Annotated in this window: 11 protein-coding genes; 8 read left to right on the top strand and 3 right to left on the bottom strand. The window is 51.2% G+C overall.

Annotation, left to right across the window (positions count from 1 at the left end; all coding sequences use genetic code 11):
• The first annotated feature begins 345 nt into the window (after positions 1 to 345).
• Positions 346 to 486, top strand: coding sequence for a hypothetical protein (locus ACO0K9_RS25800; protein ID WP_422989860.1), 141 nt, complete (start codon positions 346 to 348; stop codon positions 484 to 486).
• A gap of 359 nt (positions 487 to 845) precedes the next feature.
• On the opposite strand, the gene ACO0K9_RS25795 is transcribed toward ACO0K9_RS25800, so the two are convergent.
• The gene (locus ACO0K9_RS25795) at positions 846 to 2,228 is read right to left on the bottom strand and encodes a FecR family protein (RefSeq protein WP_422989858.1); all 1,383 of its coding nucleotides are present in this window, start codon (positions 2,226 to 2,228) and stop codon (positions 846 to 848) included.
• Between the two features lie 438 nt (positions 2,229 to 2,666).
• On the opposite strand from ACO0K9_RS25795, the gene ACO0K9_RS25790 reads away from it, so the two are divergent.
• From ACO0K9_RS25790 to ACO0K9_RS25765, 6 genes are all read left to right on the top strand, one after another.
• Positions 2,667 to 4,556 (top strand): CHASE2 domain-containing protein, encoded by a 1,890-nt coding sequence (locus ACO0K9_RS25790; protein WP_422989856.1) that lies wholly within the window; start codon positions 2,667 to 2,669, stop codon positions 4,554 to 4,556.
• Positions 4,553 to 5,791 carry a tetratricopeptide repeat protein gene (locus tag ACO0K9_RS25785; protein WP_422989854.1) on the top strand — a complete coding sequence of 413 codons (1,239 nt, stop codon included), beginning with the start codon at positions 4,553 to 4,555 and terminating at the stop codon, positions 5,789 to 5,791. The genes ACO0K9_RS25790 and ACO0K9_RS25785 overlap by 4 nt, the downstream gene beginning before the upstream one ends.
• A 45-nt stretch (positions 5,792 to 5,836) precedes the next feature.
• The gene (locus ACO0K9_RS25780; RefSeq protein ID WP_422989852.1) at positions 5,837 to 6,028 is read left to right on the top strand and encodes a hypothetical protein; all 192 of its coding nucleotides are present in this window, start codon (positions 5,837 to 5,839) and stop codon (positions 6,026 to 6,028) included.
• 469 nt (positions 6,029 to 6,497) lie between these two features.
• Positions 6,498 to 7,307 (top strand): Crp/Fnr family transcriptional regulator, encoded by an 810-nt coding sequence (locus ACO0K9_RS25775; RefSeq protein WP_422989850.1) that lies wholly within the window; start codon positions 6,498 to 6,500, stop codon positions 7,305 to 7,307.
• A 56-nt stretch (positions 7,308 to 7,363) separates the two neighbouring features.
• On the top strand, positions 7,364 to 8,887 hold the full coding sequence (locus ACO0K9_RS25770; RefSeq protein ID WP_422989848.1) for an MBOAT family O-acyltransferase: 1,524 nt from the start codon (positions 7,364 to 7,366) through the stop codon (positions 8,885 to 8,887).
• A 12-nt stretch (positions 8,888 to 8,899) separates the two neighbouring features.
• On the top strand, positions 8,900 to 9,874 hold the full coding sequence (locus tag ACO0K9_RS25765) for a hypothetical protein (RefSeq protein ID WP_422989846.1): 975 nt from the start codon (positions 8,900 to 8,902) through the stop codon (positions 9,872 to 9,874).
• 30 nt (positions 9,875 to 9,904) lie between these two features.
• Here the strand turns inward: ACO0K9_RS25765 and ACO0K9_RS25760 are convergent, their stop codons facing one another.
• Complete coding sequence (locus ACO0K9_RS25760) at positions 9,905 to 13,264, bottom strand: glycosyltransferase family 4 protein (protein ID WP_422989844.1); 3,360 nt, start codon at positions 13,262 to 13,264, stop codon at positions 9,905 to 9,907.
• Position 13,265: 1 nt separating this feature from the next.
• Complete coding sequence (locus ACO0K9_RS25755) at positions 13,266 to 14,603, bottom strand: class I SAM-dependent methyltransferase (protein ID WP_422989842.1); 1,338 nt, start codon at positions 14,601 to 14,603, stop codon at positions 13,266 to 13,268.
• Positions 14,604 to 14,922: 319 nt separating this feature from the next.
• Here ACO0K9_RS25755 and ACO0K9_RS25750 point away from each other — a divergent pair, with 319 nt between their 5' ends.
• A complete protein-coding gene (locus ACO0K9_RS25750; protein WP_422989840.1) occupies positions 14,923 to 16,377 on the top strand; it encodes a mannose-1-phosphate guanylyltransferase/mannose-6-phosphate isomerase in 1,455 nt (484 codons plus the stop codon).
• The last annotated feature ends 12 nt before the right edge of the window (positions 16,378 to 16,389 follow it).

Genomic DNA, 16,389 nt, shown 5'->3' with positions numbered 1-16,389 from the left:
CGTATTCCTTTTGTACGGAGAAGCTTTGAGCGATGTCTTTGAGGGACAGGCTGGACGCTGTCCAATATGCCAGACCCAGTGGGTCCGCTGGACGGTTGAAATAAGCGATGTAAAGCTTTTGGATATCACTAGCTGCATTAGCCATTTAGAACTCCTAATTTATGATTTAAAAAGTGCGAAGCTTGCTTTTTAGGCACCTACTCGCGTTACGGCAAGCAGATAGTCGCAGATGCACCATATCAAGGATGTGATGCAAATCACATTCTCAAAAAAAAGCAAGGCAACACAACATTTGGCGCTCATCTTTCCCGGGTTTTCGATTTGTTCTGCAGAAACAGCTTTCAAATGGAAAATCCGGATGTGACTTTGCCAACCTATTATTATAAGGGGAGCTCCCCGGTAAACCCAAATGAATATTACGTTACAGGAAATGCAGAAATCATTTATCCTTTTGCTATGCAGCAGCAATGGCAAATCGCAGGATAAATCTGCGTTTTTGACAGAATGGACGACAGGTATAGAGAGCGGACATGAGAATGTCCGCATAGATAGAGAGAAACAACGCGCACATTAATAGCGTATTGTATGCTCTTGATATGTAATTTAAGCAGAATCCAAGTTACGTTTGCTCACAAAATTGTTGGACCGTAATTCGCTCATCAAGGCACCTGAAGCAATCATTGCGAGAAACCAGGCATTTGATTGCCAAAAAGACTTGCTTTTAATAAGCATCGCACATTGACGTAAAAAAACAACGAAATAAACTATCAATTACACGGAAAGTCATTGACACAAACAAAAAGGCTCCACAATAGCGGAGCCTTTTTGCAAATTAACGCTAAAACCTATTTCTTATTCCAGTAAGTCACGCCATAAGCATAACGATTACCTGCATTGTCTAGTCTGGAAGAGAATACATAGGCCGCAGTACCGCCTTTTTCTGCCGTGACCGCACCATTCACCTGCATATTATTAGGGTAAGTATTTTGATCGCCGCCCGCCAAAGTCCCATTGGCACCAACAACTCCCTGTGCCTGCAAGGCGAAACGCTCACTGCCGGTCAACAAATCAAAGCTGGTGGCAAAACTGGATTTTGCAAAATCCAGTTGCAACTTACCGTTTTCAAGCTTGGCAGCAGCTTCCAGCCCTTTTTGATCCACGACGACAGCCTGGCTATCCATCAAGGAAAATCCCATCGTTCCCGTGGTTGGCACCTGCCATTCAGCCCCTTTGCTGACAGACACCTGATAGCGGTTGTTCAGCCCAACAGTGGTAGCACCACTTTTTTCAAGCTTGATCACATCAAACTGTGCACCTTGCCCCAGCACATCAATCCACCGCCCCCACACTATAGTATTAGTCAGGGCAGCGCTGCTGCCATTACCTGTACTGGTGCCATTACTGTTACCAGTTCCTGTATTGGCCCCGGAGGTATTTCCTACCGCAACGGTTTGTTTGACTCCACCAACCTTGGTCGGATCAAGATTAGGATCAATGACGGCAGGCGCAACCGATGCCGAAGAACCGCCAGCGGCGGCCTTGACGCCAGGCTCATCCGGGCGGGGCGGCGCTACTGCATCAGGTGCAAGACCAGCAGCAGCCTGCAATAGCTGCGGCTTATTCTGACCTTTGTTGATTTGAAGCAACAATCCCTGCTGGCGCGCAAACAACTCAGTGGCGGCACTACCTTCGCAAGGACCGCGTCCCTGGGGAGAACAGGCACCATCAAAACCACTGACTACGACGCCCCCCTCAACCACTGCAATACGGGTCGTATCAGCGGTAGTAAAGATGGTGAAGTCAGTACCACGCACGCCGATAGCAGCCACAGGCGTATTAAACCGGAAATTCTGTCTTGCCAATTTGACTGCACTGCCAGAAACACTACGCGCCACACCATTCAGCAATTCCAGTTTGATGCTGGTATTTGCCGGATCTTTTTTGTCCACGTGATAAGTCACTATGCGCGCTTCACTATTGGGGCGCACAATCAACAGACCATCATCAATGGTTTTCATATAGATGTAGCCTTCAGCTCCTGTCTTGATACTGGAACCTTCTTGCACAGCACTGCCGATGACAGCAGCCTTGCCGTCGATTTCGACCTTGCCCCATATGGCAGTCACCTTCGCGGCCTCGCCGGCGAACGCCATTGCAGGAACCGCCAGCAGTAATGCCAGGCTCCATTTTGCCAACAGGCGCAGCGCATTTACGGTGTTGCTTTTCATATTTAATCCTCACTTGCCCATGTTCTGGCAAAGTTCTTTCTACCGGACACCCATTGTTCCAGTCAATATCAGCACTTATTTTGTTATTATCCACTGATATTCAAATATTATTGTGATGACGGTCACAATTTACGATTTCCAGCTACTATATCATTTTTTGCCTAAGCCATTGAAAATAGAGGGATTATTATAAAAATCGACAACATGACCGCATCAGAAGGCCATGATTGCAGGTGAAAATGAGACAGCACCGATTTATGATTGCCTGTTTCATCGCCTGTTTTCACGCCGAATTGATGGTGTTGCACAAAAATGATGCGTAAAAATTAGCACAATTCAAACATTTCAGATTATCATGCAGCCGAATAAATTTTGATCGGCACAACAATCAAATACCTCTTGCACAGTGAATAATTCAACGGCTCTTCTTACCTGATCATGAGGCATGCACTTAATTTTTTTTTGCGCATCCAGGCAAAAACTTATTTATGGCTGTTGATCGCGGCAATGGCGGTAGGGCTATGTGCAGTCAATCAATGGCTGCCTGAGAGTGATCGCCTGTTTTCTGGTGATGAATGGCTGCGGGATCATTTTGTCCGGTTCAGCGCAAAAGAGTTGCCAGAGGAACGACTGGCCCTGATCGATATTGATGACCACAGTATCGATGTTCTGGGTGCGGCACCGTGGCCACGTACCCGGATTGCGGATCTGATAGAAAAACTGATCGTAGAATTTGATGTGCGTGGTGTCGCGCTGGATATTTACTTTGAAGAACAAAAAGATACCGTCGGTGACCAGCGGCTCGCCATGCTGGCCGCCCACGGACCGGTAGTGCTGGCCCAGGCCTTCGATTTCAGCACGAATAAATCGACACCGGCGCGCAATGGTCAATTGACAGGTGGCAAACCACTGGCTGCGCCGAAACCTGGTGATCCGCCCAGAATGGCCCATGCAACAGGTTACATCGCCAATCATGAAGGATTGAACAAGGCACGATTTATCGGCAATATTGGTTTTGTCCCGGACAAGGATGGAACTTTACGACGGATTCCGGTTCAGACTCGTTTCGGTGACAAAGTGTATGACGGTCTGTCGCGGGTCCTGCTCGAATGTTGTTCCAAGATACGGCAGGATCAGTTATTCCGGGCGAAAAGCCGCTTTTCGGATGTCGACGAAAATGGTTTTTCACGGGTAGAGTACAGCCGCAGCTTGTCGTCATATGATGTGGTACCCGCCTTGAATGTTTTGCAGGATGCAGTCCCGCTCGAAACTTTGCGCGGCAAATACATTATTATCGGTTCGTCGTCCCTTAGTCTGGCAGATCGCGTGCCAACACCGCTGTCTCATTTGACCAGCGGTTTTCTGGTCCATGCGCAGGCACTGACCACCTTGCTTGATGAACAGGAAGGACGTGTCTATGAGAAGTGGCCAGGCGGCCTGATTGCCCTGCTGTTCAGTGCGCTGACTGCCGGCATTGCTGTATTCATGTTTCCGCGCTTTTCGGCATTATCGAATACCCTGATGCTGGCAGCGGCGTCCGCACTCTGGATGGTGCTGGCCTACAAGGTGGTTGAGCATGACATGTGGTTTTCACCTGTCAGCCCCTTGATGTCAAACTTTTTTTTGTTGGCGGTAGCGGTTCCTTTTGGCTGGCAAACAGCGCAACGCAAATCGCGGCGCTTGCTGGGAACATTGCAGCAATATGTAGCCAAGGCAGTCGTGCAGGAATTATTGCGTAGTGACTTGAAAGACCCCCTGGCGCCGCGCCAGCTTCACGTCACAACACTCATTGCTGATATGGAAGGCTATACCAGCCAGGTAGAAAATTTGCCGATGGAACAGGCTGCCAGTTTGACGCGGGAATTTCTGGAATGCCTGACAGCACCGGTGCTGGCAAAGGGTGGCACCCTGGACAAGTACACTGGCGATGGCCTGGTCGCCTTTTGGGGGGCACCGCTGCCGGTTGAAAATCATGCTGACCTGGCAGTCGATGCAGCGATCGAGATCGTCAGAAACGTCAGAAAATTAAGTACCCAATATGAGCTACAAGGGAGAAAAAAGATTAGAGTACGAATTGGCATAGAAAGCGGCATCGCCATCGCAGGAGATTTTGGAAGTTCATTCCGCAGCATCTATACTGCCGTCGGGGACAGCGTGAATACCGCGTCACGATTGGAAGATGCCGCACGCCATTACCCTTACGACATCATCATCGGCAAGGGCACTGTCGATGGTTCAACCAGGCATCATTTCCAGTCATTGGGAGAACGCCTGTTAAAAGGCAAGGAAAAACCGACCGCCATCTATACGGTAGAGGTTTCTGCATGAGGGGTTTCAAACTGTTGCGCCAGCTACCACTCTGCATCTTGATTGCCCTGCTGACACAGCAAGCAGCGCGTGCCGACGATGGCACAGAAAATGACGCACTCTACATTGACGCCCTGAAAGCCATCAGTGAAAAACGCCATGATGATGCCAAAATCATGCTGGCCAAGCTCATAGAAAAAATGCCACAGCATGGGGGCGCACTGCTTGACCTGGCCATGCTGCAATGTGAACTTGGCAATAAGGAAGAGGCGGACAGGCTATTCCAGACCATGAAGGCAAGCTTGCCGCTGTCCGGTGAGCAATTGCACAAGCTTGAATTATTACAGCCAAAAAATTGTATTCCACGCAATCCGGACAGAAAATTCGCCGTAACGCTGGAAGCCGGCTATGACAGCAATGTGAACCAGGGTGCCAGCAACCCCAACTTTATTTTGGGCAGCGGCGCACAACAATTGGAATTGCAACTCTTGCCTGAATACCAGCCCAAAGCAGACCGCTTTGCCACGGTATCAGCCAATGCCTCGCAAGAATTCGGTAAAGCCAGCACCTTGGCTTATACACAATTGCGCTTGCGCAATTACGAATCCCTGTCAACATTCAATACTGCCGCCCTTGCGTTTGGCCTGGAACAACCATGGAATTGGCGGGACCATAATTTTCGCGCAACCGGCCTGTTCAGCCTGCTGACCCTGGGTGGTCAGTTGTATCAAAAGCAGGAAATCCTGCAGCTGCGCCTGACACCGCCAGCCCGTCAATCAAGTCCCTGGCATTTCAGCACCATTGCCAGCTATAGCAATGTCCAGTATCCGACCTTGTCCAATTTTGATGCGCATACCTGGGAACTACGTGGCCTGCTCTCTTACGAGAATGAAAAATTCCTGCTGCAAGGTGGGCTGGCCTATATGGCTGACCGTGCTCATGCTGATCGCCAGGGTGGGCATCGTCAGGGCTATTACAGCTTCCTGAACCTCAGAAGACAACTATGGCAGCGTTATGAGCTTGAACTAGGCTGGACCCGGCAGTTATGGCAAAGCCAGGCCATCTATTCCCCGAATTTGATCGAGGTCGCACGGAGCCAGGATACACAAATGCTGAAAGCGGCAGTCAGTTGGGTGATGGCTGACCGGCAGACATTGCAACTGGAATTTAGAGCCACAAATAACAAAGAAAATATATCCATCCTTCAATACAATGGCAAAACTCTGCAATTAAGCTGGCAGTGGCAGAATTTTTAGCAAGGATGCAGCATAGATGGAGTTATCAGTTTTACCAGCCAGGCAGTGTTTTGGTTGTTTACCCTGTCGGCAATACTGGAGTGTGTAGGTAGTTTGTTACCAGCGAAATGGATGCCGCCGATCAAACACGACAAATTTGCCCATTTTGTCGCATTTGGCGGCATGGCCTTGATTGCCAGCATACGCGTGGCAAATTTGCACGAGTTGGCGGCTTGCTGGTCGCCGGATTTTGCATAGAGTTATTGCAAGGTTTTGTGCCTGGCCGTCAATTTTGCTGGAAAGACCTGCTTGCCAATGCCGCAGGCATCAGTTCAGGGCTGCTGGTTTGCCAGCTGCTGGAATACACTCTGGCAGCCAATTAAGCCGCACATGCCTGCAACATTGATAAAACAAACATATTCATGGGCATAAAGACCATAGAAACCCGTGAATAAAGACCGTGCATTTATACGGACTTCCGCCAAAATCACAAAAAATCGGTGAAAATAGGGGAAATAAAGACCGGTTGCTTTAAACAGTGATCGATTCCGGCAGGGAATGGTGGTGCCCAGGCAGACTTTGCAGACATGATTTGATATTGTGACAGTCGTCACCATTTAACACTAAAATCATCATGTGATGCGTGGATGACACATAGCTGCATGAAGCGAATGGAAAATCCATCGTTAAATCAGACGGCGTGCCGGCCGCAACAATGGATTAAGCAATGACAGTATCAAATAATGAAGTCGCTGTGATCAATAGCAAGGCCCCGGCTACGGAGCAGGTTAGTGCATTGCCCGGGCAATTGCAGATCAAGATACCGATACAGACCAAGGTCCAGGTCAAAGTCAATCAAATCACCATCAACCTGCGGAATATCCCCCTGCTGACAGGTCTGAGCGATGAAGACATGGGCAAGGTCAAAGCCGATATGCGCGTCCGCCATTTCAACAAGCGCGACGTGGTACTGCAAAAAGGCGGCATCGGTGACAGCCTGCTGTTTTTGCTGTCCGGGCAATTGCAGGTTGTCGATGTCACGGAAGATGGACGTGCCATCGGTCTGCGTATGCTCAAGGAGGGAGATTTCTTCGGTGAAATTGCCATCATCAACGGCACTCCCAGATCAGCCTCGGTCGTCGCCTTGAGTAATGTACTGGTTGGTTTTTTACCCAGCGTCACAGCACTGCATCTATTTTCCCATTCGCCAGCCATGGCCAATATGATGCTGCGACATCTGGCAGAGAAAATCCAGCGCGATTCAGAATTTCGGGCGCTGCTGAGTATCAGCAATACCTCACGACGGATTTACGCCTTTATTGCCTTGTTCAAAAAGATCATGCCCGGTAATCTCGAAGTCATCGAAAACCTGCCTACCCACCAGGACATTGCGATGATGATCAATACCAGCCGTGAAACCGTCACCCGGGCACTATTGCACCTGGCGCAACAAGGTATCGTCGAAAAAGACCTGCACCGCCTGATCATCCGCAAGCCGGATGAATTGCAGAAACTGGCCCTGGGCGCTGGTCTTTGAAACCATGCATCGCTGCACTATCACACTATCAGTTACGCTAAATCGCCTGGCTGACGATGCTATTTAACTCATTTGGTTTTTTGTTTGTGTTTTTGCCGGTCACGCTGGCAATCTGGTTATTGCTGCAAAAAAAGGCCGGGCTACGCGTCGCCCTGAGCTGGCTGGTTATTGCCTCCCTGGTTTTTTATGCCGTCTGGGATGTCCGTTATTTAGCAGTACTCCTGACTTCCATCAGCATCAATTTCTGGCTGGGGGGGCGCATTTTACATGCCCGTCAGCAAGGTGCTGATCACCGCGCCGGGTGGTGGCTAAAGGCTGGCATAGGGTTCAATCTGCTGGTGCTTGGGGGCTTCAAATATACGTATTTTCTTGCGGCAAATCTGTTCGCCCTGTTTCAGGCCGCCCCCCCCTTCGACCCTATCGTTTTACCGCTCGCCATTTCATTCGTGACTTTCCAGAAGATTGCCTATCTGGTCGATTGCCGACGCGGGCAAGTGCAAAAGCATGATGCACTCGACTATATGTTCTTTGTTTCTTTCTTCCCGCAATTGATAGCCGGCCCCATCGTTCATCACAAACCGCTGATTGCACAAGCCAACATCGACAGCAACCCCCTGTTTTCACAAAAGGAAGCACTGGTGACCGGCTTTTCTTTTCTGGCGTTGGGCTTGTTCAAAAAGACTATCCTGGCCGATAGCCTGGCGCGCTATGCCAGTCCGGTATTTGAACTGGCCAGACAGACAGTGCCGGGCGGCGAGGCGGCCTGGCAAGCCATGCTGGCGTATACATTGCAATTGTATTTCGACTTTTCAGCTTACTCTGACATGGCCATCGGCCTGGCGTTGATGTTTGGTTTCAAATTACCGGTCAATTTCTTTTCCCCCTATAAAGCGACATCCATTATCGATTTCTGGCGCCGCTGGCATATGACTTTGTCGAGTTTCTTGCGTGACTATCTGTACATCCCGCTGGGCGGAAACCGTCATGGTGAAGTCAAACGTTATCGCAATCTGTGGCTGACGATGCTGCTGGCCGGTATCTGGCATGGTGCAGGCTGGAACTTCATGCTGTGGGGGGCATTGCATGGCAGCATGTTACTCATCAATCATTTCTGGCATCACTTGCTGAAAGGCAGGCCAGCGCTGACAAAAGCATGGCAAACCCTGCCCGACGTCATCATGATCGCCCTGACATTTCTACTGGTGGCATTTGCCTGGATACTCTTCAGGGCCACCGACATGAACAGTGCCTTGCATATGTATGCTGCCCTGATGCACCCCTTTTCTGGCAGTGCCATGCCTGCCCTACCCTGGCATGCCCCGGCACAGCTTGTAGAAGGCTTGCTCAGCGCTTCCCCGGATCTGGCGTGGGCATGGATAGGGTTAGGCCTGCTGACCGTCTGGTGCCTGCCTAATTCCGTGCAACTGCTCTCTTATGAAGCCGACGCCAATGTCCGCCTCAAGACCATCGCTTCCAGAATGCAGGTCGCACTGGGTATAGGCTGCGGCACTTGTTTCTGGATGGCATTGAAATGGATGGCCGTGCGACCCGCCACAGAATTCCTCTACTTCAATTTTTAAGGAAGTCAGGACATGAAAAAATTCTGGATCAGTGCCGCAAGCATCTTTCTCATAGGGTCGGTTTTATGGATCATAGGTATCAAATACCAATTGGGTTCAGGCACCACCAGCTCGCGCTGGGTGTTTGATGCCTACCAGCACAAAATACATGCCGCACAACAAGCCAGCGGGCCACGGGTATTGATCGTCGCCGGCTCGAACGCCTTGTTTGGCATCGATTCCGGCATGCTGGAGCAAGACTGGCAACGCCCGGTCATCAATCTTGGTGTCAATGCAGGACTTGGCCTGCCCTATATATTGGACCTGTCCAAACGGGTAGCCCGTCGCGGCGACATTATCCTGATGCCGATGGAATATGCCTTGTATCTGGATGACGGCAAGGCCAATGCCCAGGTCATTGATTACGTCATGGCGCGCGACCTCGATTACTGGCGCAGCCTGGGACGTGGCGAGCAATTGAAATTTGCTACAGGCCTGAGTGCAGAACGCTTGCTGAATGGCTTGCGCCATTTACCGGACGCGCCAGTGACCAGTGGCACTTACGGTGCCCACCACCTGGATGCACGTGGTGATCAAACCCATACCAGCCCCGCCGAACGCACGCCTGGCGACATCGCTGCTGTCAAAGCAGTCAAAGCCTGGAATTATGGCCACAGAGCCAATACCGAAACCGGTGGCTGGAACCGCATCGCAGATTATGCACTGTGGGCCAAAAGTCAGCAAATCTGCCTGATAGCTGTACCCACCGTGTTGCTGCACCACGCAAAATATGACACTGATGCAGAAGACCAGCTGTTTTACACACAATTGCCAGACCGTCTGAAGCAACTTGGGGTGGAATTTCTGGGTAAGCCGCAAGACTTCATGTATCCGGCAAGCTGGTTTTTCGACACCGACCATCATTTGCAGGATTGGGCCAGAAGCAAACATACTGCCCGTCTGATACAGCTATTGCATACCAGGCCACCAACTGCCTGCGGCCACTGACCGCAGGCACAATTGCAAGGATCAGGCGGCCTACAACCTGCCGATTTCTATATCCAGCGTATTGGCCACACCGTCGATGATATTCAACAAACGCTGTGACAAGGCCGGCCATTGGCGGGTTGAAGTCCATGCCAGCGCCTGAGCAGCTTTCTCACTCAAGGCTTGCTGGTCATCCAGGATAGCCGCAATGCCACGGGCCAGATCATCTGGTTCAGTGCCTGGCAAGATATGCACCGCCTCTTTCACGTCGTCAAAAATTGACAACGGCGTCACCGCGACCGGGCGCCCCGATGCCAGACCCATGCGCACAGCAGCACTCGAAGATTCCTGAGTTTGCTGGTAAGGATAAACAATCAGGTCGGCTTGCTGCAACCAGGATTGACTGACTTCATCTGTCAGGTAGTCAGTCAGGAAAGTAACACGGTCCTGTATGTTCAGCTCATGCATCAGGCCGTAGCATAGATGATATTCATGCTGCGACAAGCCCGCCGGATACAGCGAAGTCACCAGTAATAAGCGGTAATCCTCATGGTCTTTTGCCAGCATGGCAAATGCCTTGATCAAGGACAATATGCCTTTATGCGGCAACAAGAAACCATAGGCGGCAATGACGGTTTTGCCTTCCAGATGTCGTGCGTCTATCAGCGATGATGCGCGCACCTGGGTAGGCATCAGCCCCTGCGGGAAGAAAACCAGGTTGTCTGTTATCCCAAAATCCTTGAGCCGGTTCAAGTCATCAATGCCATGTACGAACAGGCGCTCTGCCATTTTCAATTCGGGCACGATATTCCGCAAAGAAATCACGTCCTGTCCAAATGGGACATCCGCCGTGGAATGGAAGAAAACATACACCGGAATCTGGTCTGCTTTCAGGCGCTCTATCAGTTTCGCCAGTGTTGATAAAGGGAAGAAACCAAAATTGTACTGAATCACGATGGCGTCGAGTTTTTGCTCCTGAATATTCAGGTAAGCATAGTCCAGTGTTTCTTCCATGCTGGCTTCCCAGCAACGGATGACATTAGCTGCATCGCGCGCCGTTCTTTCCGGGATATAGCTACTCAGAAATACCAGCCGGTCTGCCGGTATGCCAGAGGAAAGAAAAGAAGAATAGGATGCAATGCCGCAGCGTGCATTCCAGCTACTGATCCAGCCTATGCGGGGTTCCTTGCGCAACAGTGGCTGCTGCTCAAGCGCGGCAATCGCCTGCCGCGTGCGGTCGGCGACATTCGCCCAGGCATAGTTTTGAGAGATGAAATCATATGCCGCCTCGGTCCGTGCAGTAATCAGGTCGGCAGGACAGGCATGGACTTCTTTCATCAAGGCCGCCAGGTGCGCAATATCCGGATCAGCCCAGGACGAATGCGAGGAACTGAAGTGCGATGTCGACTTGGCGAAATGATAGTCACATAACCAGGCCCGGCCATCATTGCAGAAATCCATTTGCCCGCTCCAGGCCGTGGTGATGACAGGCAGTTTCATCAACATAGCTTCTGCCACTGGCAAACCGAAACCCTCACCACGACTGGGAGCGACGACCGCATCACATGCCTGGTACAGAGTCCGTATTTGTCCTTTGGAATAGTCATCCATAATGATGCACACATGCGGGAAGTGGGCATCCTCTTGCTGCATCTTATGCAGTTGTTCGGCTACGTCATTGTGCGGATTGGGAAAAGTCTTGATAACCAGGCTGACATCATCCGTATCGCGGAAAATCTGACCATAGGCGGCCAATAAAGCATCCACCCCTTTGCGCGGGAAAGCGGATGAAATATGCAGGAAACGATACGTCTTCAAACCCGACAGCAGGTCCTGCGCAAGTGGCTCGGCTGCGATATGAAGCAAATGATCAACGCCATTACCCACCGCAGCAATCGGCACCCGTACACCACTGTCACGCAATAATTTGCCGACAAAGCGCGATACCACCGTAATCAGATCCAGCTTGCGATTAAATTCATTCACAAATTCAGCAGGAAAACCGGTTTCTTCCCATCCATAGGAATGCACTACCCGGACTCTGGCCTGCATGTCATCCAGCGTCGGCGGGTAGCAATTACGCAGCACCAGGTCGGGCATGTCCTTTGCATTCCGGCTTACGTCCTGCATGGCCGCCAGATCCGGGTTGGCTGCCAGAAAAGTCGCAGATGCAGCAAAATCGCCATATCCTTCGCGGCTGCGCAAGCCCAGAGGATGCTGTTTTTCCATTTGTGGTGACAATGCCCGGGCCAGTTCCGCATTCACGATCGCCAGGCTGTAGCTGGAATCAAACGGCCCTTCCAGCTGCCACCTGGCAGCAGAAGCAGCGCTTGAACCGGTATCCGGCTGAGGAATGGACACATCCAGCCCTTGCAAGAATGCCTGTAAAGCGTGCTTGATCTGCTGCCTGGAAAAACGTTCTACATTTTGCCTTTGGGTGGCAATGATACGCCGGCGCAATGCAGGCTCACTCAACACCATGTGCACATGTGCAGCACAGGTCGCCGGGCTGACATTGGCGTCCAACAGTATGCCTGCGGCACCCATGGTGGCACTGACGCCTTCTGTAGTGCGGGCGATCACAGGCACGTCATGCAACATGGCCTCGATCAAAGGCATACCAAAACCTTCATGCTCGCTCAGGCTCACATACACATCGGCACTGCGGTACAGTGCCAGCAAGTCAGCCTCATCCACTTTTCCGGTGACCACTACCTGGGTAGTCAAACCGAGCTTCTGGATATAGTCACGTACCTGCTGTTCATAGGGCATACTGGTGACGCCACCGGCCAGTATCAGGCGTACCGGCTGGCGCGAATAATAGCGTAATTCCTGCAACATCTCGACCAGTTGCAATTGATGTTTGTGCTCACAAAAACGTCCGACAAAAAGAATATTGTGGGCATCACGCAAACTGTTGATCCGTTCAACATGGTAGGTATGTCCCTGCCATCGCGACACATCTACCAGCAAAGGTATGGTCGCAATATTCGGGTAATTTGCGTCATGCAATTCGGCGCAATTTATATCCGAATCACCAATCGCTGCCTGAAAATCCGGCATCCATAATTTCAATTGCTCCCGCCCCAGAATACTCAGTTCAGGCAGGCCGTTTTCTGGCAGGAATTGAGGTGGCGTAATATTGTGATAAACCAGCACCTTGCGGGCTTTGATCTGTTTGAGCCACGCACAGTTTTCATACCCCAGGCTATGATGCACCAGCAATACATCGCTGCTGCCGAGGTTCAGTTCACTGATGTGCCTGACTTCGTCGCGCACTTCATCCTGCACCAGATCGCAAAAAATAGCCGATTCAAAGCCCATTTCCTGCAACAGACTGCGGGTAAAAAATATGCCATTGCTGACGCCGTCGCCTCTTCCGCAGGAAGGGCTGAATTGATGTATCTGCATCTTATTTACGACCTATGACTGCATAATCCTGCGCACCGAACAACTCTTTGTTGATCACTGCTTCCACCGCTGTTCCACCGTGCAGCAAGTGGTCATCGGGGTAGGGATGCAGGCGCAAAATCTCGGCATGTGCAAAGCCGCGTTGGCGCGCCATGAATTCAGCCACCTGCGGCACAATCGGGTGCAAATGCGTAGGATCGAAATAGAAGTTGCACGCGCCGACTTTCAGGTTTTCCGGATTTGGCGTTTCAAAAATAATGACGCCACCAGGACACAGCGCATGCCGGGCCGCATCAAACAAAGCAATCAATTGCTCAAATGGCAGATGCTCAATAATCTGGAAACCGGTCACCGCACCGATACTGCCAGCCTCTTGTTCACGCAGGTAAGCGATGGCATCGGCATGACGTACCAGAAAACCCCGGTCCAGACAGGCATTGACCATGGACTGGTTCATGTCCACGCCCATGGCTGGAATGCCTTGCTCATCCAGCAATTCCAACCATTCGCCGCGTCCACAACCGACATCGATCACCATTTTTCGCTGGTCTTTGGGTTCAGCGCTGATAGCCGACAAATACGGCAAATAAACCTTCAAGCGGTCCTTGATATCTTCACGGGAACCGCGGAACAAGGCTTCAAATTCCAGATAAAACTGGTCCTGGTCAAAATCGCTGGTGGCAACCGGGCTCTGTACCACTGGCATAGGCAATAAGGCCCTGACCGCAACATCGGTTTGCTCAATAATCGTATTGACCATGCTGCCAGCCTGATTTCGTTCATTTTGCAGGCTGGTCCGCATCATCAGATTCACCGAACGTAACTGTCGCCCAATTTGCAGGCGATCAAGCTGCATCAGGCGGCTACCGATGTCCAGTGCGTCATATTGATCCATGCGCATGGCAAGCTTGGACGCTTCGAGTTCGGCAATACGCTTGCTTTGCACATGGAGTTGCTGTTGCAAATCAGCATATTGCTGTTGCAAACCGTCTATCCGGCCATGCAATTGTGTTAACGCCACCTCAGTCTGAAAACGGGTACGGGGAAGGCGCAATAAAGCATTACACCAGGCCAGTGCATAACCAAGCCCTGGTATACGACGAATTTTTTGCCTGAGCCCGGGGGCTGGGGGCTGGGAGCCCGGCACAGGCTCCACTTGCGGGTTCTGGTTTGCCGCGCCGGAGTCCGGATTCATGCCTTCCCTTGCTTTTGACTGTTTTGCTACCACTTGTTGAGCCACATCTTGCACAGGAGTGCCATGTCTTCTGTGATGCTGTATGACACTGACCTTTTCTGCCAGCTGCTGTATTTCGGATTCGGATTTGTTCTGTATCGCCATATAATCAGAGTGTTTTATTCATAATTAGCGGCAAATGATCAGTTTTTGAACCGCAAAAAGGGGTAGAAGTATAAATGATGATGTAAACTGCGACGAATTTATCGACGCCAGCTTTATTTCCAAGAAATGCCAGCCGCGCTGCAAGAAGTCATATTCTGCTAGTGCAGCTAAAGTTTAACCACCCGGATGCCGCCAGTTTAGCGTATTCAGCGCTTACCCACATCCGCAGCACCCTGAACGACAGGCGCGGGCATCGTATTGCAAAAGATTTATATTTTATAATTATCTGCCAAACGGCAAAGAACACAAGAAAGTTAACATGTTATTACAGCCTGTCATTCTCTCCGGGGGTTCCGGAACCCGGTTATGGCCGCTATCTCGTGAAAAGCACCCGAAACAATTGCTCGCCCTGATAGGCGAAGAAACCATGCTGCAAGCAACCGCCACACGTGTGCGCGACTTTGATGGCAGTATTGGCGTTGCCCAAAGAATGATCGTGGTCTGCAATGAAGAATACCGCTTCATCACGGCAGAACAGTTACGGGTCGCTGGCTTCAGCGATTGCACGCTGCTATTGGAACCAGCCGGTCGCAATACGGCCCCGGCACTGACACTGGCCGCTTTTTCCGCCATCGCCAGCGACAGCGACGCGGTATTGCTGGTCATGCCGGCAGACCATGTGATCAATGATAAACCTGGCTTTCACCAGGCCATACAAAACGGCTTGCAACAGGCGCTGGATGGTGCCATGGTGACATTTGGGATAGTTCCTGACCGCCCTGAGACTGGATACGGCTATATCCAGACTGGCGACCTGGTGGCAGGTACCCAGGTCCGCGAATTGCAGGCCTTTGTAGAAAAACCGGTGCTCGAAGTGGCGCAGCAATACCTGCAAGGTGGCCGTCATTTATGGAATAGCGGCATCTTCATGATGCGCGCCAGCACCTGGCTGAAAGCCATACAGCACTTTAATCCTGCCATGCATGCTGCCTGTCAGGCATCCATGCAAAAGGCCAGCCTGGATTGCGATTTTGTCCGTGTCGACAAAGAAGCCTTCCTGTCCTGTCCGGCCGATTCCATCGACTATGCGGTCATGGAAAAACTTGGCAGTGACCACAGCTTGAATATCCCCGGCTATGTCGTACCATTTGACGCCGGCTGGTCAGATGTAGGCGCATGGGATGCCGTATGGCAGGTATCTGACAAAGATGATCGCGGCAATACCGTGCATGGTGATGTCTTGCTGGAAGATTCGCGCAATTGCCTGGTGATTTCCGACAGCCGCCTGGTGGCTTGCCTGGGTCTGGAAGATGTGATCGTGATAGAGACACCGGATGCGGTACTGGTCACCAACAAGGCCAATACCCAGAATATCAAGCGGGTCGTGACCAGGCTGAAAGAAGAAAACTACACACAAACAGACAATCACCGCAAAGTCTACCGCCCCTGGGGTCACTATGACTCTGTGGATAGCGGCGAACACTTTCAGGTGAAGCGCATCGTCGTCAAACCGGGTGGCCGCCTGTCCATGCAAATGCACAACCACCGCGCAGAACACTGGATCGTGGTCAGTGGTACTGCCCTGGTGACACGCGGTGACGAAGTCATGACCCTGGTGGCCAATCAATCCACGTATATTCCTCTTGGCGTCAAACACCGTCTGGAAAATCCGGGAGTCACCGATCTGGAACTGATTGAAGTACAATCTGGCGCCTATCTTGGCGAAGACGACATCGTCCGTTTTGATGATATTTATGGTCGTGTCGCGGGTTAATTCCCGTTAAGG

This window comes from Undibacterium sp. Ji50W (assembly GCF_049340445.1).
GTDB lineage: Bacteria > Pseudomonadota > Gammaproteobacteria > Burkholderiales > Burkholderiaceae_D > Undibacterium.
This window is presented reverse-complemented; position numbering and strand designations above follow the sequence as displayed.